Source organism: Pseudonocardia sp. TRM90224, assembly GCF_021245725.1.
Lineage (GTDB): Bacteria > Actinomycetota > Actinomycetes > Mycobacteriales > Pseudonocardiaceae > Pseudonocardia.
Genome location: NZ_JAJGSX010000029.1, coordinates 25705 through 47392, shown reverse-complemented (window position 1 = coordinate 47392; position 21688 = coordinate 25705). Strand labels below are relative to the sequence as shown.

Here is a 21688-nt window from a genome sequence, read left to right as displayed (position 1 = left end):
GGACGGGGGACTCGCCGGGTGGGGCGGGGGACTCGCTGTTGGTGGGGGCTCAGCCGCGGGTGAGGTCGAGGGCGTACTCGGGGAACCAGCCGCCGGCCGGCGGGTCGGAGTCGCGGCACGCGCCGTCCGACTCGCCGGGGCGCTTGACCCAGAGCAGGGCGTCGACCAGCGGGTTCCCGGTCTCGGTGGTTGGTGGGACGCCGAGCAGTCGGCCGGGTGGGTTGCACCACTCCGGGGCGCCGCCGGTCGACTCCGGTGGGTCGGCGGCGCCGTTGCGGCTGGTGTCGATGACGAAGTGCGCGCCGCCCAGCCGCTTCGAGATCGCGGTGCCGTACTCGATGTTCTCCTGGGTGGAGATGAAGTTGGAGACGTTCAGGCTGAACCCGGCGGCGCGCCGGACGCCGGCCCGTTCGAGCGCGTCCGCGGTCGCGACGGGGTCGCCCGTGAAGCCGGGATGACCGGCGTCGATGTAGACGTCGGCGCCGGCGGCGGTGAGCGCGTCGGTGGCGTCGGAGAGCAGCGCGTACCGCTCCTCGCCGCCGCCGGCGCAGCCGGAGAGCTGGTGCGGGATGGCGTCCGGCTCCAGCACGACGAGCGCGTCCCTGCTCTTCAGTCCCGAGCCCTTCAGCCCCGCCGCGAACGCGGCCGCCCACTGCCGGTAGCTCTCGGCGTCGCCGGCCCCGCCGCCGGAGTAGCTGCCGCAGTCGCGGTCGGGGATGTTGTAGCCGACGAGCAGCGGCCGCGCGCCCGCCTGCTCCGCCCGCCCGACGTACTCGGCGACCTCGGCCTCCACCGAGCCGGCGTCGGCGGTCACCCAGAGCGGTTGTGGCTGGTCGGCGAGCTTGCGCAGCTGGGCGGCGTCGCCGGCGCGGCCGTCGCTCTCCCACTCGCGCACCTGCTGGGCGGCGGGGGTGGTCGGGTCGACGTAGAACGGCTTGGGAGAGACGGATCGGGCCGGCGCGGGTGCGCACCGCACGACGAGCACGACGGCCTCGCCGGACCGGAGCTGTTCGGTGGCGGGCTGCCCGACCTGCGAGCAGTCGAGGGGCGCGCTGCCCGCCGGCGCGAGCGTGGCCGCCGCCAGCAAGGCCGCAGCAAGCGTGGGGAGCCCGACAGCCATCGTGCGCACCTCCAGAACCTGTGGTCGAAGCGTTGCAGAGGGCCACCGGGTCGCGTGGCGTTTCGGGAGAAGATCCCGGATCGGGGTCCGTGTGAGAATCACTCATCTGAACAGCTGTTCAAAGGACGGACATGAAGCACGTCTCCGCTGCGCTCGCGGTCGCTGCCCTGCTCGTATTCGGCGCCTGCGCCGCACCGCCCGCGACCGCGCCGGCGCCCGATCGCCCCGGCTGCATCACGGCGTTCGACCCCGCCACCGACTACTTCCCGGTCAAGGCGGAGCTCGCGCACGCCCGCAACGTCACGCTCACCTACGAGCGCAGCTACCAGGTGCTCACGGTTCGCCAGCCGTTCCCCGGCGCGGCGCCCGAGTCGTACGTGCTGCTCAAGTGTGGTGCCCCGAAGCCGCAGCTGCCGTCGCAGCTGGCCGCGGCGCCGGTCGTCGAGACGCCCGTGCGCAGCCTCTACTCCGAGTCGACGACGCAGCTGCCGATGATCGTCGAGATCGGCGCGCTCGACGTGCTCACCGGGGTCGCGGCTCCCGACTTCGTCTCCGGCGCCGAGGTTCGCGCGAAGATCGCCGCGGGTGGCGTCGCCGCGTTCGCGCCCGACGCGCAGATCAACACCGAAGCGGTGGTCACGGCCGAGCCGGACGTCCTGCTCAGCCAGGGCGCCGACAACCCGGCGTTCCCCGCCCTGCGGGGTGCCGGCATCCCGGTCATCGGCTGGGCCGAGTACCTCGAGGCGAGCCCGCTCGGCCAGGCCGAGTGGATCAAGATCATGGGCGCGCTGACCGGGCACGAGGTCGACGCCGCCCGCGTCTTCGACGGCATCGAGCAGCGCTACACCGGGACCGCCGCGAAGGCGGCCGCGGTGCCACCGGCGCCGGTGCTGATCGGCTCGCTCTTCCAGGGCACGTGGTCCGTCCCCACCGGCGGCGGCACGGCCGGCGTCCTCTTCCGGGACGCCGGCGCGACGTGGTCGGAGCGCGACAACCCGATCGTCGGCTCGGTGCCGAAGGACTTCGAGACGGTGTTCGCGACCGACGGCAGCGCGCCGACGTGGCTGACCGACGGCCCGCTCCCGACCCGCGCGGCGGCCGTCGCGGCCGATCCGCGCTACGCCGACCTGACGGCCGTGCGCACCGGCACGATCTGGACCCGCGACAAGCTCAAGGGCCCGACCGGCGGGAACGACGTCTTCGAGCGCGGTGTCACCCACCCCGACGAGATCCTCGCCGACATCGTCGCCGTGCTGCACCCTGAGCTGATGCCGGGCCACCAGTTCGTCTACTACCAGCAGGCGAGCGGGTGAGCCGAGTCTGGTTGCTGCCAGCCCTCGCGGTCGTCGGTGCGATCGCGTTCGTGCTCGCGGTGGCGCTCGGGCCGGTCAGCGTCCCGCTCGTCGACACCGCACTCGTGCTCGTCGGCGCCGAGCCGTCCGACCCGCGCTGGACGGTGGTCATCGGCAGCGTCCGCCTGTCGAGGGCGATCACCGCCGCGCTGGTCGGGGCCGCGCTGGGCGTCGCGGGCCTGCTCATGCAGACGCTCTTCCGCAACCCGCTCGCCGACCCGTACGTCCTCGGCGTCAGCTCCGGTGCGAGCCTCGGCATGGCCGTCTTCCTCGCGACGACCACCGCGGCCGCGTTCGGGGCGACGTTCGGCTCGGGGCTGGTCGGCGCCGGGCGGCTCGGTGCCGTCGCCGCGGCGGCGATCGGCGCGACCGCCGTGATGGCCCTCGTGCTGACGCTCGCGCGCTGGGCCCGCTCGGCGGTGACGCTGCTGATCGTCGGCGTGATGATCGGCGCCGTGACGTCGGCGATGATCAGTCTGGTGCTGGTGTGGACCGACCCGCGGATCGCGCAGCAGTTCTTCGTGTGGGGCCTCGGCAGCGTCGACGCGACCACCCGCGACGACCTCCCGGTCTTCGCCACCGCGATCGCGCTGGGGCTGGGGCTCTCGGTGCTGCTCGTGAAGTCGCTCAACGCGCTGCTGCTCGGCGACGGCTACGCCCGCAGCATGGGCGTCGACGTCGGCCGGGTCCGGATCGGCGCTTCGGTCTCCGCGGGGCTGCTGGCCGGCACCGTCACCGCCTTCTGCGGGCCCATCGCGTTCATCGGCATCGCGATCCCGCACCTCGCGCGGCTGGCGATCGGCACGTCGGACCACCGCGTGCTGCTGCCCGCCACCGCGCTCGTCGGGGCGATCACCGCGCTGGCCTGCTCGATCGTCAGCCACCCGCCCGGCTCGGAGACGGTGATCCCGCTGAACGTGGTGACGTCGCTCGCCGGCGCGCCGGTGGTGATCGTGGTGCTGCTGCGCAGCAGGCGGCTCGCCGCCGGAGCGGTCGTGTGAACGGGCTGCTGCTCGACGATCTCGCCGTCGGCTACCGCGCGGGCCGTCGCGGCGAGCGAGCCGTGCTGAAGGGTCTCGTCGCGCGGGCCCGTCGCGGCGACCTGACGGCGCTGATCGGCCCGAACGGCGCCGGCAAGTCGACGTTGCTCCGCACGGTCGCCGGCCTGCAGCCACCGCTCGCCGGGGCTGTCGCACTCGACGGCGCCGACCTGCTGGCCCTCGCCCCCGCCGAGCGTGCGCTGCGGCTGGCCGTCGTGCTCACCGAGCGGGTCGACGCCGGCCTGCTGACCGCGCGCGAGCTCGTGTCACTGGGCCGCCACCCGCACACCGGGGCCACCGGCGTGCTGCACGCGCGCGACGTCGCCGTCGTCGAGGGCGCGATCGAATCGGTGGGCGCCGAGCACCTCGCCGCGCGCCGGGTCGGCGAGCTCTCCGACGGCGAGCGGCAGCGGGTGCTCGTCGCACGCGCGCTGGCGCAGGAGCCGTCGGTGCTGCTGCTGGACGAACCCAGCGCGTTCCTCGACGTCTCCGCGCGGGTGGGGCTGCTCGGCCTGCTGCGGCGGCTGGCGCGGGAGCAGGGGATGTGCGTCGTCGTCTCCACGCACGACCTCGAGCTGGCGCTGCGGCTCGCCGACCACCTGTGGCTCGTCGACCGCGGCGGCGTGCTGCATACGGGGACGCCGGAGAGCCTGGTGGCCGACGGCGCCGTCGCCGCCGTCTTCGACACCACCGGGCTCGCGTTCAACGCGGTCACCGGGACGTTCGCACTGGAGGCCGACCGCTCTTCGACGGTGGAGGTGCTCGCCACCGAACCGGCCGCCGCCCTGATCACCCGCGCGTTCGCCAGGGAGGGCTGGCGGCGGGTGCGCGGCGAGCCGTCGGACGTCGTCGTCGAGCCGGCGGGCGACGCCACCTTCCACCTCAGCACCAGCGGGGGAACGGAGACAGTGACCGGCTGGTCCGACCTGACGGCCTGGGCGCGGGCGCACCACCCCGTCGACAACGACGTTGTGGTCGTTCGTGAGCGCTCACAACAGCAATAACGTCGTTGTCGACGGTCAGCGGGGGAGGGCGAAGCCGTCCGTGGGCGGTGATGGCGCGGCCGGCGGCGGCGTGGGTGGCAGGGGTGGCTGGGGCACCTGTGTCGGGTACGCGGGGACGGACGTCGGTGGCGGGGTCGGCGCCTGCCCGCGCACGAGCCGTGCGTGCTCGCGCTGGGTGCGCGCCGCCAGCACGGCAGCGAGGAACGGCTCCGGCGGGGTTCCCGGCGGCGGGGGCGGGCTGACGTGCGCGGCGACCTGACCGGCGAGGTCGGCCCCGAGCGCCGCCCTGACCTGCGGGTCGAGCTGCGACGTGCGGAGCAGGAACTGCCGGGCCGAGAGCGCCAGCGAGGCCGGGAGCTGCGAGAGCTCCAGCGTCGACGCCCAGCCGGCGAGCGGCGGCGGCATCATGATGTCGTACGCGGCCTGCACGGGCGCCCGCTCGCGGACCACGACCGTGCCGGCGAGCATGTCGCCGACACGACGGCCCCGCGGTGAGATCAGCGACGTGATTAGCCCGATCGCGCCGGTGAAGAAGCTGAAGATGCCGAAGTCGACGACGAACCCGGCGAGGCCGCGCGCGAGCGCCTGCCGGAACCGGATCGGCCCGCCGTCCTCGCGCACCACCCGCAACCCCATCGCCATCTTGCCGAGCGAGCGCCCGCGGGTGAGCGTCTCGATGGTCACGGGGTAGATCACGAACACCGTCACGAGCGCCACGATGCTTATGGTCGCCGCGAGCGCGGGATCGACCGACAGCACGCCGCTCGCCGCGGCGATCCACAGCATCAGGAGGTAGAAGACGACCATCACGGCGACGTCGATCGCGAACGCCACCGCGCGACTGGCGAACTCCGCGATGCGCAGCTCGACGACAACCGCGTCACCTGTGATCAGGTCACTCACCCCGACTATTGTGCCGGTACATGGACGTCGATGCCTACGCCGCCGCCCACCGCGCGGAATGGCAGCGGCTCGAGGCGCTGCTCCGCAAGAAGGTTCGCTCGGGGCAGGAGGCCGACGAGCTGGTGACGCTCTACCAGCGCACCGCGACGCACCTCTCGGCGATCCGCTCGTCCTCGCCCGACCCCGCGCTGGTCGCGCGGCTGTCGACGCTGGTGGCCCGCGCACGGGCGGCCGTGACGGGCTCGCACACCCCTGCGTGGCGCGACGCCGCACGCTTCTTCGTGGTCGGCTTCCCGGCCGCGCTCTACCTGAGCAGGCGCTGGTGGGGCACGGTCGCTGTGGTCTTCCTCGGGTTGGCGTGGGTGATCGGGGCGTGGGTGGCCGCGAACCCCGACGTGCAGGCGAGCATCGCTACGCCGGAGGAGATCCGCAGGCTCGTCGATGTCGAGTTCGCCGAGTACTACACGTCCGCTCCCGCAGGCTCGTTCGCCGCGCAGGTCTGGACGAACAACGCGCTGATCGCCGCGATGTGCCTGGTCTCGGGCATCGTGATCGTGCCGGTGATCTGGGTGCTGTGGTCGAACCTGCTCAACCTCGGCGTCACCGCCGGGATCATGGCGTCGGCCGACCGGCTCGACCTTTTCTTCGGCCTGATCACCCCGCACGGCCTGCCTGAGCTCACCGCCGTGTTCATCGCGGCCGGCGCGGGGCTGCGCCTCGGCTGGGCGCTCGTCGACCCCGGCCCGCTGCCCCGATCGCGGGCCGTGGCGGAAGCCGGCCGGGCGACCGTCGGCATGGCGCTCGGTGTGGCGGTGCTGCTGCTGATCTCCGGGATCGTCGAGGCGTTCGTGACGCCGTCATCGCTCCCGACGTGGGCCCGGATCGGGATCGGCGTGCTCGTGGAGGCCGCGCTGTTCGTGTACGTCTTCACGCTCGGCCGCCGGGCAGCCCGCGCGGGTGAGTCGGGCGACGTCTCGGCCGCGGAAGCGGGCGACCACCTCCCCACCGCGGGCTGACCGCCCGGGGGAGGGCAGGAAAGCCACTTTCCTGCCCTGTGAGGGCCGGAAAGTGGCTTTCCTGCCCTCGCGTGCGGGCTCTACAGCAGGCCCGCCGCCTTGAGCGCGATGTAGGCGTCGGCGACGGCGGGCGCCAGCTCCGCCGGCGGCGCGTCCACGACCGTCACGTCGCGGCGGCTGAGGAGCTTCGCGACCGACCGCCGTTCGGCGCTGGCCCGTTCCGCGGCCGCTGCCTCGTACACAGCGACGGAGTTGTCGCGCCCCGCCGCCATCTCCGTCACGCGGGGGTCGGCGACCGACGCGACGAGCAGGCGGTGCCGGGTGATCAGCGACGGCAGCCCGGGCAGTAGCCCTTCCTCGACGGCCGCGGGCTCCAGCCCGGTGAACAGCACCACCAGCGAACGACGCGAGGCCCGGTTCAGCACGGCCGACACCATGCCGTGCACGTCGGTCTCGACCAGCTCCGGCTCCAGCGGCGCCATCGCGTTGACCAGCGACGGGAGCAGCTCGCTCACGCTGACCCCGGTCACGCTCGCGCGCACCGCACGGTCGTAGGCGATCATGTCGACGCGGTCGCCGGCCCGCGCGGCGAGCGCCCCGACCAGCAGCGCGGCGTCCATCGCGGTGTCGAGCTTTGGCGCGTCGCCGATCCGGCCCGCCGACGTCCGGCCGGTGTCGAGCACCAGCAGCAGGTGCCGGTCGCGCTCGGGGCGCCACGTCCTGACCATGACGTCGGCGGCCCGCGCGGTCGCGCGCCAGTCGATCGAGCGCACGTCGTCGCCGATCACGTACTCGCGCAGCGAGTCGAACTCGGTGCCCTGACCGCGGATCATCGTCGCGGTGCGCCCGTCGAGGTCACGCAGCCGGGCGAGCCGGGACGGCAGGTGCTTGCGCGACGTGAACGGCGGCAGCGCCCTAACCGTCCACGGCACGTCGTGACGACCCTGCCGGGCGGCCAGCCCGAGCGGGCCGAGGGAGCGGACGGTGACCCGTGCGGCCCGCCGGTCGCCGCGCCGCACCGGCGTCAGCTCCACCGTGAGCCGGCGGCGCTCACCCGGCGGCACCAGCAACGGATGCCGGCTCGGCACCGCGCCCGCGCTCGGCGGCCACGCGTCGCGCAGCACCCCGCGCAGCGTCCGGCTGCCCGGGTTGGTGACGACCAGGTCGACCGTCGCCGTGCCGCCGAGCCGCACCGAGGTGTCGCCCTCGCGTCGCATGGTCAACCCGCGCACGCTCGCGGCGAGGGCGACGTCGACCGCCACAGCGAGGAGCAGCACGACCGCGACGGCCAGCACGCCCCACCAGTTCGGCAGCGCGAAGCCGACCACGAGTGCGCCGAGCACGGCGAGCAGCGCCGTGCGTCCGGTGATCGCCACGGGCCCGTCCCGTCAGCGGGGGACGGGCACGCCGGCCAGCACCCCGTTGACCACGCCGTCGGCGCTGACCCCGTCGAGCTCGGCCTCGGGCCGCAGCCGCAACCGGTGCCGGAGCGCCGCCGGCGCGAGCGCCTTGACGTCGTCCGGGGTGGTGTAGTCGCGCCCGGAGAGCCACGCCCAGGCCCGGCTCGCCGCGAGCAGCGAGGTCGCCCCGCGCGGCGACACCCCGATCGAGACGGCCGGCGCCGAGCGGGTCGCCCGGCAGACGTCCACGGCGTAGCCGATCACCGCGGGGTGCACGGTGACCTGCCCGACGGCCTGGCGTGCGGCGCGCAGCTCGGCCGGTCCCGCGACCGCCTCTACGCCCGCAGCGGCGAGGTCGCCGGGATCGAAGCCCGCCGCGTGCCGCGAGAGGATGTCGATCTCCTGCTCCCGTCCCGGCAGCGCCATCGTGATCTTGAGCTGGAAGCGGTCGAGCTGCGCCTCGGGGAGCGGGTAGGTGCCCTCGTACTCGATCGGGTTCTGCGTCGCGATCACGACGAACGGGTCGGGCAGCGGGCGGCTCACGCCGTCGGCTGAGACCTGCCGCTCCTCCATCGCCTCCAGCAGCGACGCCTGCGTCTTCGGCGGCGTGCGGTTGATCTCGTCGGCGATCAGCAGGTTCGTGAACACCGGGCCCTCCCTGAAGGAGAACTCGGAGCTCTTCGCGTCGTAGACGAGCGAACCGGTGATGTCGCCGGGCATCAGGTCGGGGGTGAACTGCACGCGCTTGCTGTCGAGCGAGAGGCTGCGCGCCAACGCGCGCACCAGCAGCGTCTTCGCCACCCCCGGCACACCTTCGAGCAGCGCGTGGCGGCGGCAGAGCAGCGCGACGACCAGACCGGTGACCGCGGCGTCCTGGCCGACGACGGCCTTGGCGACCTCGCGGCGCAGCGCGTGCAGGGCCTCCCTGGCCTGCCCGGCGTCCACACCGCTCTTGTCGACCGACACGACGTCCTGGCTCATGACTGACGGACCTCCGATTCGCACATGTCGAGCAGGTTAGCCAGTTCGATCAAGCCGGCATCGTCCGCAGGCGCCGGACCGTACAGGAGCCATTCGACCTGCACGGCGGGCCGGTGCACCCGACCCGCGACAGCCTCGATCAGCGCGGGACTCGGACCCGTCGCCGTCGTGTCCGGCAGCCCGAGCATCGGGATCAGCCGCGCGCGGGCCGCCTCCCGCAACACCTCGGCAGCGTGGTCGCGGGCCCCGGCCGCCCGGTAGAGCCGGGCCCTACCCTCCACCGCCTCCGCGGAACGCACCACCACGGGCAGCGGCTCCTCCACGACCGGGCCCAGCCGCCGCGCCCGCCACAGCACGACGACCAGCGCCGCGACCATCAGCTGCACCGCGGCGAACACCCAACCAGCGGGGATCAGCTCCGAGAACGAGCGCTCGTCGCCGGCCGGCGGCCCTTCGGGGGAGGGCAGGAACCAGCGCAGCTCCTCGTTGCCGCCCAGCAGTGACAACGCCAGCGACGCGTTGCCTTCCTCGTCGAGCGCGTCGTTGGTGAGGATGTCGGCGCTGCCGATGACGGTGACCGTCCGGCCGTCGACAACGGCCTGCATCAGCGCGTTCCCGCCTTCCGCCGGGTAGCAGCCGATCGCGGTGAGCGACCGGTAGCGGCGGCCGCCGATCTGGACGGCGCCGGCGCGGGTGGCCGCAGCCAACGTGCAGTCCGGCTGCGAGACGTCGACCGGGCCGGCCGACTGCGTGAGCTCGACGTCGGGCGTGACGGCGTCGAGCACCCGCTCGTCGGGCGCGACCAGCACGACGTCGGCGGAGCCGCGCAGCGCGTCGAGCTGGACCTGCGAGAGCAGCTCGGGGAACGGCACGAGCACGGTGGTCCCGCGGCCGGCCAGCCGGACGTCCGCGGAAGTGCGCACCACGGTGACGGTGACGCCCTCGTTGCGCAGGATCGTCGCCACGGCCCGGCTCCCGGCCGGGCTCACCCCTTCGGGGTCGAGCGCGCCGCGGGTCGTGCGGTCGGTCAGCAACGCGATCAGGGTCGCGGCCGCGAGCACCAGCGCCGCGATGACGAGCGGCGTGCGTGCGGCTTTCCAGATGCGTGCCGGGTCGCGATGGACGGACGTTGTGCTCGTTGGGGTCGTCATCGCAGGGCACCGACCGCCGGTCGGGCCTGCTGGACGCTCTCGTCGAGCGCCCGCAGCTGCGCGTCCATCGCCGGGGTCGCCTGCCGCCCGCCGTACCAGACGTCGTCGAACACCACGGCGGCCGATCGCAGCCCCGCGGCGCACTCGGGCAGGATCCGCCCGGCCTCCGCGGCGGCCTCGTCGGCGGTCCGGCCGGCCCGCGCGTCGAGCAGGTCGCGTTCCTCGAGGCCGCGCACGATCGCACGCAGGCGCTCGCGCACGGCGTCGGCCCATGCCCCTGCCGCGGCGTGCGCGTCGGCGGCCGCGCGGTGGTCGGCGGCCGACCTGATCGTCGTGCCGAAGAGCCCGCCCGCCGCCGACGTGTTCCGCCCGACGCGGCCGACCCGCAGCCGGATCGCGATCACGGCCAGCACGATCAGGATGGCGAAGACCGCCAGCCCGCCGTACCCGCCCGGCGAGATGTCCGCCGCGCCGCGCAGCAGGTCCCCGATCCACTCGGCGATCCATCGCAGGATGCGCTCGGGCAGCGGCGGCAGCGCAGCCGTGAACTCGGGTTTGGCCAGCTCACGCTCGGCGAGCTCGCGTGCCTCGTCGCGACCGAGGTCGACGGGCACCTCGAACGGGAGTCCGATCACAGTCCGATCACCGTGCCGCTTCCCGGGTCAGCTGGATGTCGAACGCCTCCTTGCGGATGCGCTGGTCGAAGTACAGCAGGCCGGTCGCACCCGCCATGAACGGGGCGGTCACCGTGGTGGCGATGATCGACGCGATCGCACCGATGATCAACGATTCGATGGAGAGGCCCGCGAACGCGTCGGGCTGGGTGAACGCCCCCGTCGTCAAGGTCTGCACGATGCCGAACGGCACCGCGATGGCGATCGAGATGAACCAGGCGATGACGGCGGCGACGAGCAGGATGCCGAACGTCCGCCACCACGAGCCGCCGACCAGGTGCCGGGACCGCCGCAGCGCGGCCATTGCCGGGATCCCTTCGAGGATGAATGCCGGGGTCGCCAGCGCCCAGGACGTCCCCAGGTAGACCATGAGGCCCCAGGAGAGCGGCAGGGTGATGATCAGCAGCAGCAAGGCGCCGCGACCGTTCTCCCCGAGCGCCAGGAAGATCAGCGGGAGGAATCCGGCCGCCATGATGCCGAGCAGCGCGAGCGTCGTCACGGCCGTGATGCCGAGCAGGCCGGGGATCCGACCGCGGACGGCCGCCCACACCTCGCCGAGCGCCATCGTGCGCCCGATCACCGCGTGCCCGAGCACGACGATCAGCAGGCCGGTGAGCACCACGACGCCGATCGCCGCGATGATCGCCCCGACGACCTGGCTCCCCAAACCGGAGAAGACGGCGTTGATCCCGATCTGGGACGTGGACGCACCGGAGTTCGCCATCGCCTCCAGCTGGCCGATGGCGAGAGCCGTCATCGGGACCCTCAAGAGTTCGATCACGACGGCCACGATCGCCGAGAGGCCGAGCGTCGCCTTCGGGTTCTTCCGGATGTAGGAGATCGCGCCGTCGAGGATCTCCCCGAGCCCGAGCGGGCGGAGCGGGATGACGCCCGGCTTCGGGGCGACCGGCGGTCCACCCCACTGACCCGCGGCGCCGTAGGGCGTCGCACCGTACGCACCGGGGCCCGCCTGGGGTGGCCCGTACTGCTGGGGTGGCCCGTACTGCTGTGGAGCGCCGTACTGCTGTGGAGCGCCGTACTGCGGCTGGTCCGGTTGCGGGTACGGCCCAAGGGGCGGTGCCGATTCGGGTGGGGTCGACGGAGGCGGTGTTGATGGAAGCGGTGTCGTCGGAGACGGTGTCGACGGGGGCGGTTCCGACGGAGGTGGTGTCGGCGGAGGTGGCGCCGAAGAGGGGACGCCGGGCGCGGGCATGCCCGGCTGCGGCTGGTCGCCCTCCGGCGCCGGCCCGTTCTGCGGCTCGCCGTCGCCCCCGCTCGGCGAGGTCCATTTCGGTTGTTCCGGCTGCTCCGCCACCGTTCGCCCCCAGTTCTCTCGTGTCCAACCTATTCGGTCGGTCGGGGAGGGGTCCCGGTTACGTGGCCGAAGTTCGTTCTTGATTCACAACCGCAACCGCCAGCAGGGTCGTGATCGGCACCGAGGCGACGATCCCGATGCTGCCGACGAGCGTCCGCACCACCTCCGTCGCGATCACCTGGGCGGTGAGCGTCTCGCCCAGTCCGCGCTCCGCGACGGAGTAGAGCAGCAGCAGCGGCAAGGCCGCGCCGGCGTAGGCGAGCACGAGCGTGTTGACCGCCGACGCCACGTGGTCTCGCCCGATCCGCATCGCCGCGCCGAACAGGGCCGCGGGCCCGAGCTGCGGGTTCGCCCTGCGCAGCTCCCACACGGCGCTCGTCTGGGTGACGGTGACGTCGTCGAGCGCGCCGAGCGCACCGATGACGAGCCCGGCGAGCACGAGCCCGCGCCCGTCGACGCTGGTGCCCAGCGCCGCGGAGAGGCTGGCGGTGTCCTCGCCGTCGCCGGTCAGCCGCGCCGCCGCGGCGAACGCCGCGCCGAGCACCCCGATCAGCACGAGGCTGAGCAGCGTGCCGAGCACCGCCGTCGACGTTCGGGCCGAGAACCCGTGCGTGAGGTAGAGGACCCCGAACATGATCGCGCAGGAGCCGACGATCGCGACGAGGAGCGGGTCGCGGCCGTCGAGGATCGCGGGGAGCACGAACATGATCAGCACCACGCCGGTGAGCCCGAGCGCCACCAGCGCCGCGAAGCCCCGCCAGCGCCCGAGCGTGACGACGGCGATCGCAAAAAGGACGGCCAGCAGCTGGATCGGGGTGTCCCGCTGGAAGTCGGTGACGTCGTACGACGCCGGATCGGCCGGGTCGTCGCCGGATTGCACGAGCACGACGTCGTCGCCGGCGCCGAAGGGCGCGTTGCCGCGGACCTTCGAGACCACGACGACGATCTCGCGGCCCGGCAGCGGCCCGTCGGTCAGCGCGATGGTCAGCGCGACGCAGCCGGTCGGTTCCTGCCCGACGTCGCAGGCGGTCTCGGACGCCGTCGTGACGTGGCCGTCGACCCGCGGGGACGCCGCCGCCCCGGTCGGCCGCTGGGCGGTCGGGAACAGCAGCACGAGCCCGGCGAGGGTCGCGAGCACCGCCGGCACCAGCAGGCACGCGATGATGATCCGAATCCGGCGGCCGGCCGGCGGTGCGGGCCCGTGGCCGTGTCCGTGGCCGTGCCCCGCTTCGAGCGCGAGGTCCGTCCCGTCGTCCGGGTGCTCCTCGGCCCGGCGGTGCCGCGCGCGCCGAGGCCGCTCGGTGTGCTCCACACCCGAGATCCTCTCGCACGTGCTTCGGCACCCCGACCACACCGTGTCGCACGCTCACCACAGCGAGTCGCCACACCCGGTGAGTCGTCACTTCCAGCCCGGTGAGTCGCCACTTCCGGCCCGGTGAGTCGCCACTTCCGGCCCGGTGAGTCGACACTTTCAGCCCGGTGAGTCGCCACTTTCAGCCCGGTGAGTTGCGAGTTCCGGTTCGTCTCAGCGGATCGGATCGCCCTGACCGCAGCGTTTGCACGCCGTCCGACGTCGCCGGTGGTAGGCCCACGTCGCCGCCCCGAGGCTCAGTCCCCAGACGAGGATGGCGACCGGCGGCAGCGCCCACAGCAGCCCCATCCGGTAGCCCATGGCGTGCATCCCGCCGGCGAAGAACCGCACGACGTCGGGCGCCATCGACAGCCCGAACGCCGTCAGGCTCACGGCGACCGTGCCGGCGAACGCCACCGGGAACGCGACGGGCACCGGCCGCCCGCCCAGCCACCGCGGGAACCTCGTCCCCCACGGCCGCAGCAACCCGACGGTGAGCAGCGCGCCACCGGTGGCGAAGCCGGCGAGCGCGAGCTCCAAGATCATCGTCGTGTTGCCGGGGTTCGCCGCGTTGATCCGCTCCAGGAACTCCGGCGGCACACCGATCGGGACTCCCATCGCCCACCCGACCCGCACGAGCGCGTACCCGAACGGCGCCACGATCGCCACGTACGTCACGATCCGCCCCCACCGCGCCCAGCGCGGGTCGTCGGGCCTGCCCGAGCGTCCGCAAGTGGCGCACGCGCCCCGGGTTGCGCGCCAGTAGGCCAACATCGCGCCGGCCCATACGAACCCGAGCAGCATGAGCACGAGGAACTGCACGGTCGACCCGCTCGGTGGCCGCAAGAAGCCCAGCAGCCCCAGCGGCGGCATCCACTTGACCGCTCTCGACTCCGGGAGGACGACGGCCAGCAGCACCGCCAGCCCGATCCCGACCGCCAGCACCAGCGGCCGCGCGATGCGGGTCCGCCGCAGCATCGCCCAGCCGGCGAGCGCGCCCGCAACCCCGAGCGCCGTGATCACCGGCCCGGCGGCCTGCGGGGTCACACCCGCCAGCAGATCTCCGTTGTCGGCCGCGTCGAGATCAGCCGCACCGAACGGGAACCCGCCCCCGCCGAGCGCCCAGTGCGTGCCGGCGACGGCGTACGCGAGCGACCCCCCGACCGCCGCGTACGCCGTCCATACCGGCCACCGCCCCCACCACTCGGCGGCCTGGCCTTCCCTCGTTCCCCCCATAGGAAGGAGTCTCGGCCCCCCGACCGGGCGTCCCCTCCCCTCACGGAGTGGACCACATCCCCCTCGGGAGGGGTCCCCAACTTCCCCACCGTTTTGCCTACTTGCACACCCAAAAGGGCGTGCAGGTTGGCAAAACGGTGGGGAAGTTCGGTGTGCGTCACCGCAGTGAGTCCCAGGCCAGCGCGGCGGCGCCGACCAGCGGGCCGTCCTGCGTGAACCGTGCCGTGACGAGCTGCGGCGGGAACGGCACCGCCCGGTCGAGAACGTCGGCGATCGCCGGCAGCAGCACGTCGGCGACCTCCGCCATCCCGCCGCCGACGGTGATCCGCTGCGGGTCGACGAGTATCGCGGTGTTGGCGATGTGGACGGCGAGGTCGGCGACGGTCGCGTCGACGAACGCGCGCGCCGCCGGATCCGTGCGGGCGAGCGCGAACACCGAGGCCGCGTCGCCGTCGCCGCCGACGGCCCGCCCGCGCTCGCCGATCGCCTTCCCACCGACGTGCTCCTCCAGCGGCGCGAACCCCTCGTGCGGACCGACCCGGTCGCTGGGGGAGCGCAGGTAGTACCCGATCTCACCGGCGGCGCCGTGCGCGCCGGTCAGCACGGTCCCGTCGACCACGACCCCCACCGCGATGCCGGTGCCGAGGTTGAGGTGGATCCCCGTCTGCACGTCCTGCAGCCGCCCCCACCGCGCCTCGGCGAGCGTTGCCGCCTTGACGTCGGTCGCGCACACCGCGGGCACGCCCAGCGCCTCCTCGAACCGCGCCTGCAGCCGCACCGTCGACCAACCCGGCACGTTGGGCGCGAGCAGCACACCGTCGGGGAGCACGATCCCGGGGCTGGCGACGCCCGAGGCCAGCAGCGCACCGGCCCCTGCATCGGTGACGAGCGCGCGTGCGGCGTCGATCGTCCGGACGATGGCCTGCTCCGCGCCACGCTCGGCGTGCATCGCCAGCCGCTCGCCGGCCAGCACGGCACCGCTGCGGTCGATCGCGGCCAGGCCGGCTTTCGTGCCGCCGAAGTCGACGGCGAGAACGTACGGTTCGCTCACCGCAGCCCGTCCGCCGCTCCCCGTCGCGCGAGCGAGTCGATCGCGACCGCGATGGCGAGCACCGCGCCCGTCACCATGAACCGCACCGACGAGTCCACGTTGAGCAGCAGCATCCCGTTGGTGATCGACTGGATCACGAGGATGCCGAGCAGCGCCGCGTACGCCCGGCCGCGCCCGCCGAAGAGGCTGGTGCCGCCGATGACGGCCGCGGCGATGGCGTTCAGCAGGATGTCGCTGCCGCCGGAGCTCTGGTTGACCGCGGCCAGCCGCGACGCCGCGAGGATGCCGCCGACCGCGGCCAGCATCGACGCCCCGACGAACGCCATGATCCGCACGCTGGTGACGTTGATCCCGGCCCGCCGCGACGCCTCCGCGTTGCCGCCCACCGCGTACATCCGCCGGCCCCACACCGTGCGGCGCAGCACGAGGTCGAGCCCGACCACCAGCCCGCCGAAGATCACGAGGGTGAGCGGGACGCCGCGGTCGGAGTTCAGCACGACGACCGCGACGGCGAGCAGCAGCCCGAGCGCGGCCGAGCGCACCACGATCCAGACGGGAGCCTGCACCGCGAGCCGCGCCGCGACCCGCATCTGCCGCGTGACCAGCGTCGACGCGAGATGCCCCGCCCACAGCAGCACGACGAGCAGCCAGCCCAGCCACGCCGGCAGCCACGTGTCGGAGAGCTGCGCGACCCCGCGGTCGAACGGGAGGTTGATCGTGCCGTCGTCGCCGAGCAGGTAGAGCATCAGGCCCTGCCAGCCGATCAGCCCGGCGAGCGTCACGACGAACGACGGCATCGCGAGCTTCGTGCGCATCAGGCCGTGGATCAGCCCGATCACCCCGCCGGTGATCAGCGCGCCGAGCACCGCCAGCACGACGTTCCAGCCCTGCTGGACGTACAGGAGGGTCATGGCGACCGCGGAGAGCCCGCTGACCGACCCCGCGGAGAGGTCGATCTCGCCGAGCAGCAGCACCAGGATGATGCCCAGCGCGATCGTGCCGGTCGCGGCCATCTGCAGCGCGAGGTTGGTGAGGTTCTCGGCCGAGAGGAAGCGGTCGTTCAGCGACGAGAACACGATCGCGATCAGGACTATCCCGACGGCGACGGGGAGCGAGCCGAGGTCGCCGCGCCGCAGCCGGTCGCGGCCCGCGTCGAGCACCGAGCGCAACATCGAAGCTCCTGTTGCGTCGGATCCGGCCGTCGGGCCGGCGGCGGTCGCGCCTGCGCCGGCCATCACGCCGCCCCCGCTGTTGCGCCGGTGATGGCAGCCACGATCGTCTCCTGTGATGTCTGCGCGGTGACGAAGTCGCCGGCGTTGCGGCCGAGCCGCAGCACGACGACCCGGTCGCTCACCGCGCGGACGTCGGCGAGGTTGTGCGAGATCAGCAGCACCGCGAGCCCGCGCTCGCGCAGCCTGCCGACCAGCGCGAGCACTTGTGCGGTCTGCTCGACGCCCAGCGCGGCCGTCGGTTCGTCGAGGATCACCATGCGCGGCTTGCCGAGCAGCGCGCGTGCGATCGCGACCGACTGGCGCTGGCCACCGGAGAGCGCCGCGACGGGCGCCCGCACGTCGCGGATCCGGACGTCGAGCGACGCGAGCAGGTCGCGCGCGGCACGTTCCATGCGGATCTCGCCGAGCACACCGCCCGTCCGGGCCTCCGAGCCGAGGTGCAGGTTGGCGACGACGTCGAGGTTCTCGCAGAGGGCGAGGTCCTGGAAGACCGTCGTGATGCCGAGCGCCTGGGCGTCCTGCGGGCGGGTGATCCGGACCGGCTTGCCGTCGAACTCGATGGTGCCCGAGTCGGCTGCGACGGCCCCGGAGATGGCTTTGACCAGCGTGGACTTGCCGGCGCCGTTGTCGCCGACGAGCGCGACGACCTCGCCGGCGTGCACGTCGAGGTCGGCGCCCGCCAGCGCTTGCACTGCGCCGTAGCGCTTGGTCACGGCCCGGGCCGAAAGCACCCCCTGCGTCTCGGCCCGGGCCGTGGGCTTCTGGGAGGTCACTTCAGCCCGGCCTCCGCGCAGGCTGCCGCAACCTCGGGCGTGCAGATCTGGTCGACGGTGTAGAACCCGTCCTTGACGATCGTGTCCTTGATGTTCGACTTCGAGACCGCGATCGGGTCGAGCAGGAAGGCGGGGATGTCGGCGACGTCGTTCTTGTACGTCGTCGGCGCGGCCGGCTTCTCACCCTTGCCCAGCGCGACGGCGAGCTCGGCCGCCTTCTCCGCCTGCGAGCGGATGTTGAGGTAGATGGTCATCGTCTGCTCGCCGGTGACGATGCGCTGCACGCCGGCGAGCTCGGCGTCCTGGCCGGTGACCGGCGGCAACGTGGTGTAGCCGGCCCGCTTGAGCGCGGCGATCGCGCCGGTCGCCATGCCGTCGTTCGCGGAGTAGATACCGACGATCGAGTCCTTGCCCAGCGCGGTGATGGCCTGCTCCATCTGCTGCTGCGCCTTGTCGGGGCTCCAGTCGGGGGTGTCGAACTCGCGTCCGATCGTGACCTTGCCGTCGAGCGCGTTGTGCGCGCCCTTCTTGTAGTCGCCCGCGCTGGGGTCGGTCGGTGCGCCGTTGATCATGACGACCTGGCCGCTGCCGATCGTGCCGCGCTTGGTCAGCTCGTCGAGCAGCGCCTGGCCCTGCACCTCGCCGACCTTCACGTTGTTGAAGGAGACGTAGTACTCGTACGCGATGCCGGAGATCAGCCGGTCGTAGGCGACGACCGGCACCTTCTTCTGCTTGGCCTGGTTGACCAGCGGTGCGACGGCCGACGCGTCGACGGCGTCGAGGACGAGCACGTCGGCGCCCTGCGTGAGCGCCGACTCGACCTGGCCCTGCTGCTTGGCGGCGTCCTGGTCGGCGTTGAAGTAGAGCACCGTGCAGCCCGGGCAGCTCTTCTTGACCTGCGCCTCGAAGATCGGGCGGTCGAAGGCCTCGTACCGGGTGGTCTTCGACTCCGGGAGGAAGAGCGCGATGGTCGCGTCGGAGCCGGTCGCGCTCGGCGCGGCACCCGTCGGAGCTGCGGGACTGGATCCGCCGCTGGACCCACACCCTGCTGCGACCAGCAGCGCGACACCTGCCGCCGCCGCGAATCCCACTCGACGCATGGTCACCCTCTTGTTCAGGAGTTTTGGTTGGAGCGTTGATAAGAAAGGTAGTTTACTGACAACCTCGGTGTCCAGCCTGAGGCACGATCGCCTCATCTGTGGGCCGACGGGAGGGCTGATGAAGCGTCAGGTGGGCAACCCCCAGCTGCTCCGCTCGATGAACGAACGGCTGTTGCTCGACCACTTCCTCGAGCACGGCCCCTCGTCCCGCGGTGATCTTGCGAAAGCCACCGGGCTGTCCAAGCCGACGGTGTCGGCGGCGCTCGCCGGCGTGGAGGCGGCCGGGCTGGTGCAGCAGATCGGGTCGCTGCACGGGCGGCCCGGCCCGACGACCGCGATCTACGACCTGAACGCGCGCGCCGGCTTCGTCGGCGGCATCGACATCGGGCGCGACTGGGTCCGGCTCGCCGTGGCCGACCTGCGCGGCGAGTTCGTCGGGCGCCGCGACGTCCGCAACACCGCACGATCCGCGGCCGACCTGGTGCGCCGCGTCCGCTCGCTCGCACTCGAGGTCGCCGGCGACGCCGGGCTCGAGTGGTCGGCGTTGGCCTACGCGGTGGTCGGCAGCCCCGGCGTGCTCAACCCGGCGACGGGACGCCTCGACTTCGCGCCCAACCTGCCCGGATGGGGCCGTCCCGGCCTCGTCGACCAGCTCCGCGCCGCGCTGGGCGTCCCGATGACGATCGAGAACGACATCAACCTCGCCGCCGTCGGTGAGCAGGCCCGCGGCGCGGGGCAGGGCGTGCGCAACTTCGTGCTCGTCTCCGTCGGCACCGGTGTCGGCATGGGCATCGTCATCAACGGTCAGCTGTACGTCGGCGGGCGCGGCTTGGCGGGCGAGGTGTCGTTCCTCCCCGCCGCCGGCGGCGAAGCCACCGGCGTCAACACACGCGAGCGCGGTGAGACCGAGGCTCTCACCTCCGCGGCCGGGGTCGCCGAGGCCGCGCGGCAGGCCGGGCTCCCGGTCGGCTCGGCGAAGGAGGTCTTCGACGCCGCTGCCGCCGGCGACGACGTGGCCAGGGCCGTCGTCGAGGCCGAAGGCAGGCGGATCGGGTCGGTCGTCGCGGCCGTGACCGCGATCCTCGACCCCGACCTCGTGGTGCTCGGTGGCGGGGTCGGGCGCAACGTCGACGTGCTCGGCGAGCCGATCGAGCGGCGGATGGCGGAGCTGGGCCCGTTCCGGCCGCCGATCGTGGCCAGTGCGTTGGGGCAGAGCGGGGTGTTGCAGGGTGCGGTCGCGCGTGCCCTCGGCGTGGCCCGCGACATGCTCTTCGACCGCCGCGCGCAGGCCGGCGGCGGTTCCTACGCCGCCGGTCCCGTGTAGAGGACGGTGCCGGCGGCGTCGAACGCCGTGACGACCAGGAGTGTGGGGTCGGTCGGCGCCCACGGCGGCAGCTGCGTCGCGAACGTCCCGCCTGCGACGGCGGCGTGCCAGGTCTTGCCCTCGAACGCGACCGTCAGCCCGGCCACGCCGGTGTCCACCGGGCCGGCCGCGACGTCCGGCGGGAGCCCTGGCAGCGCGGACAGCCAGGTGAACGGCCGCCCGGGTGTCGGTGTGAGCGGGGTCCGCCAGGTGCGGATCGGATCCACTCGCCCCGGCGAGACGGCGCAGCCGCCGATCGCGTTGTTCCCGCGGGCGACGACGAGCGTCGTGGGCTGCCCGTCGTGGCGGAACGCCAGCACCTGCGCCGGGTCCCACGGCAGGAACGCCGGGTCGGCGCCGGCCTCCGAGCACCTGCGGACCAGGTCGACGGCGTAGGCGGAGGTGTCGGCCGGTGCTGTCGCGCGGTCGACGACGTGCACCGCCGGCAGGGCCAGCGCGGTGGGGGAGCCGCGTTGCCGCACGCCGTCCTGGCCGCCCACGGCCGCCACCAGGTCGGCGGGATCGTTGATCGGGCCGGGCACGATCCGGAGGAAGTAGCGCGCTGCGGCGAACCCCGGTTGCCGCCCGCCGGCCGTGACCACCTCGATCGAGCGCCCGTCGGTCGCGGTGGCGGCCAGCACCCCGTCATGTGTGCTGAGCAGCAACGACGCCGATTCCATCGGCACCGCGCCGCGCGGATCGGAGACGTCGACGGTGGTTGCGGTCGTGACGCAGACGAACGGAACCGGGGCGTCGACCATGATCACCCGGCGGCCGTCCGTCGACAGGCGGGTCAGCGGGGTCCACTGCTCCGCCGGCGGGTAGCGATCGGCGATCCCGGCCGCGACGACCGCCGCGACACACCGGTCGAGGCTCTCCCGTTCGAGGTCGACCGGCGCGGGCGCGGGCCGCACCGGGTTGGGCGGTATCGGCGCCGGGATCCCTCCGGTCTGCGAGATCACGACGATGGCGACGACGATCGTGCTCGAGATCAGAGCCGAGAACAGCGGAGCCAGCGCGGCCCCGCGCAGCGTGGCCACCGCACGCTCATCCCACCCCGCCCGGCACCGCCTCCCGTTGTCGCTCCGAGTAGGCGCGGGCCTTCGCCCGATTGCCGCAGACGCGCATCGAGCACCAGCGACGGCTGTTGTTGCGCGAGACGTCCCAGAACACCCAGCCGCAGGTGTCGTCGGGGCAGCGCTTGAGGCGCGCGACCTCGCCGGTGATGCGCAGCTCCACCCACGCTATGGCGATCCGGGCCGCCGCGCTTCCGTCGGACGCGAGCGCGTCGCCGTCGATCCCGGCGTGCAGGGGGAGGGAGCGCAACACCCGCTCTGCGGCCGCTCTGGCGTCGGGGGAGGACGCGCCGTCCGCACCGAGCGCGTCGCGGATGCCCCCGCGCAGGGCGAGCAGGTCGTGGTGGTCGTCCGCGCTCAGCCGCGGGCCGGCGCTCAGGTGCTTCCCGGCGAGCCACGCGGCGGCGGTGGCCTGCTCGGCCAGCACGTCGGTGCCTTCCTCGACGTCGATCGTGTTCGCGAAGGACCTGATCAGCTCGGCACGCGCAGGCAGCTCGATCACGGTGATCACCGGCTAGTCCACTTGGTGGTTATTGGTCCTGGAGCTTAC

Annotated in this window: 20 protein-coding genes; 5 read left to right on the top strand and 15 right to left on the bottom strand. The window is 73.4% G+C overall.

What is annotated here, in order from left to right; all coding sequences use genetic code 11:
- Window positions 1-49: 49 nt before the first annotated feature.
- Window positions 50-1120, bottom strand: coding sequence for a glycoside hydrolase family 6 protein (locus LL648_RS30405; RefSeq protein ID WP_232666213.1), 1071 nt, complete (start codon window positions 1118-1120; stop codon window positions 50-52).
- Between the two features lie 131 nt (window positions 1121-1251).
- On the opposite strand from LL648_RS30405, the gene LL648_RS30400 reads away from it, so the two are divergent.
- The 3 genes from LL648_RS30400 to LL648_RS30390 are packed head-to-tail and all read left to right on the top strand — an operon-like array spanning window position 1252 to window position 4516.
- Window positions 1252-2433: an ABC transporter substrate-binding protein gene (locus LL648_RS30400; protein ID WP_232666212.1), complete on the top strand. Its 1182-nt coding sequence runs from the start codon at window positions 1252-1254 to the stop codon at window positions 2431-2433.
- Window positions 2430-3473 (top strand): FecCD family ABC transporter permease, encoded by a 1044-nt coding sequence (locus tag LL648_RS30395; protein ID WP_232666211.1) that lies wholly within the window; start codon window positions 2430-2432, stop codon window positions 3471-3473. The genes LL648_RS30400 and LL648_RS30395 overlap by 4 nt, the downstream gene beginning before the upstream one ends.
- Window positions 3470-4516, top strand: a complete 1047-nt coding sequence (locus LL648_RS30390; protein ID WP_232666210.1) for an ABC transporter ATP-binding protein — start codon at window positions 3470-3472, stop codon at window positions 4514-4516. The genes LL648_RS30395 and LL648_RS30390 overlap by 4 nt, the downstream gene beginning before the upstream one ends.
- A gap of 15 nt (window positions 4517-4531) precedes the next feature.
- On the opposite strand, the gene LL648_RS30385 is transcribed toward LL648_RS30390, so the two are convergent.
- Complete coding sequence (locus tag LL648_RS30385) at window positions 4532-5419, bottom strand: RDD family protein (RefSeq protein WP_232666209.1); 888 nt, start codon at window positions 5417-5419, stop codon at window positions 4532-4534.
- Window positions 5420-5439: 20 nt separating this feature from the next.
- Here LL648_RS30385 and LL648_RS30380 point away from each other — a divergent pair, with 20 nt between their 5' ends.
- Window positions 5440-6435 carry a stage II sporulation protein M gene (locus tag LL648_RS30380; RefSeq protein WP_232666208.1) on the top strand — a complete coding sequence of 332 codons (996 nt, stop codon included), beginning with the start codon at window positions 5440-5442 and terminating at the stop codon, window positions 6433-6435.
- Window positions 6436-6515: 80 nt separating this feature from the next.
- Here the strand turns inward: LL648_RS30380 and LL648_RS30375 are convergent, their stop codons facing one another.
- The 11 genes from LL648_RS30375 to LL648_RS30325 all read right to left on the bottom strand — a co-directional run bounded on the left by LL648_RS30375 (window position 6516) and on the right by LL648_RS30325 (window position 18699).
- The gene (locus tag LL648_RS30375) at window positions 6516-7811 is read right to left on the bottom strand and encodes a DUF58 domain-containing protein (protein ID WP_232666207.1); all 1296 of its coding nucleotides are present in this window, start codon (window positions 7809-7811) and stop codon (window positions 6516-6518) included.
- Window positions 7812-7823: 12 nt separating this feature from the next.
- Entirely contained in the window at window positions 7824-8816 is a 993-nt protein-coding gene (locus LL648_RS30370) for an AAA family ATPase (RefSeq protein WP_232666206.1), read from the bottom strand.
- The gene (locus LL648_RS30365; RefSeq protein WP_232666205.1) at window positions 8813-9967 is read right to left on the bottom strand and encodes a DUF4350 domain-containing protein; all 1155 of its coding nucleotides are present in this window, start codon (window positions 9965-9967) and stop codon (window positions 8813-8815) included. Before LL648_RS30365 ends, LL648_RS30370 begins: the two co-directional genes overlap by 4 nt.
- Window positions 9964-10602: a DUF4129 domain-containing protein gene (locus tag LL648_RS45455; RefSeq protein ID WP_232666204.1), complete on the bottom strand. Its 639-nt coding sequence runs from the start codon at window positions 10600-10602 to the stop codon at window positions 9964-9966. The genes LL648_RS30365 and LL648_RS45455 overlap by 4 nt, the downstream gene beginning before the upstream one ends.
- A gap of 7 nt (window positions 10603-10609) precedes the next feature.
- Entirely contained in the window at window positions 10610-11956 is a 1347-nt protein-coding gene (locus LL648_RS30355) for a hypothetical protein (RefSeq protein ID WP_232666203.1), read from the bottom strand.
- A gap of 58 nt (window positions 11957-12014) precedes the next feature.
- Complete coding sequence (locus LL648_RS45450) at window positions 12015-13268, bottom strand: YibE/F family protein (protein ID WP_232666202.1); 1254 nt, start codon at window positions 13266-13268, stop codon at window positions 12015-12017.
- Window positions 13269-13481: 213 nt separating this feature from the next.
- Window positions 13482-14543 (bottom strand): hypothetical protein, encoded by a 1062-nt coding sequence (locus tag LL648_RS30345; protein ID WP_232666201.1) that lies wholly within the window; start codon window positions 14541-14543, stop codon window positions 13482-13484.
- A gap of 157 nt (window positions 14544-14700) precedes the next feature.
- A complete protein-coding gene (locus LL648_RS30340; protein ID WP_232666200.1) occupies window positions 14701-15594 on the bottom strand; it encodes an ROK family protein in 894 nt (297 codons plus the stop codon).
- The gene (locus LL648_RS30335; protein ID WP_232666199.1) at window positions 15591-16766 is read right to left on the bottom strand and encodes a sugar ABC transporter permease; all 1176 of its coding nucleotides are present in this window, start codon (window positions 16764-16766) and stop codon (window positions 15591-15593) included. The genes LL648_RS30340 and LL648_RS30335 overlap by 4 nt, the downstream gene beginning before the upstream one ends.
- A 62-nt stretch (window positions 16767-16828) precedes the next feature.
- The gene (locus LL648_RS30330; RefSeq protein ID WP_232666198.1) at window positions 16829-17599 is read right to left on the bottom strand and encodes an ATP-binding cassette domain-containing protein; all 771 of its coding nucleotides are present in this window, start codon (window positions 17597-17599) and stop codon (window positions 16829-16831) included.
- Window positions 17596-18699, bottom strand: coding sequence for a sugar ABC transporter substrate-binding protein (locus LL648_RS30325; RefSeq protein ID WP_232666197.1), 1104 nt, complete (start codon window positions 18697-18699; stop codon window positions 17596-17598). Before LL648_RS30325 ends, LL648_RS30330 begins: the two co-directional genes overlap by 4 nt.
- A 118-nt stretch (window positions 18700-18817) precedes the next feature.
- On the opposite strand from LL648_RS30325, the gene LL648_RS30320 reads away from it, so the two are divergent.
- Complete coding sequence (locus tag LL648_RS30320) at window positions 18818-20023, top strand: ROK family transcriptional regulator (protein WP_232666196.1); 1206 nt, start codon at window positions 18818-18820, stop codon at window positions 20021-20023.
- Here LL648_RS30320 and LL648_RS30315 read toward each other — a convergent pair.
- Both LL648_RS30315 and LL648_RS30310 read right to left on the bottom strand, forming a co-directional pair.
- The gene (locus tag LL648_RS30315) at window positions 20002-21102 is read right to left on the bottom strand and encodes a hypothetical protein (protein WP_232666195.1); all 1101 of its coding nucleotides are present in this window, start codon (window positions 21100-21102) and stop codon (window positions 20002-20004) included. The genes LL648_RS30320 and LL648_RS30315 overlap by 22 nt on opposite strands.
- Before the next feature lie 7 nt (window positions 21103-21109).
- A complete protein-coding gene (locus LL648_RS30310) occupies window positions 21110-21649 on the bottom strand; it encodes a CGNR zinc finger domain-containing protein (protein WP_232666194.1) in 540 nt (179 codons plus the stop codon).
- Between the last annotated feature and the right edge of the window lie 39 nt (window positions 21650-21688).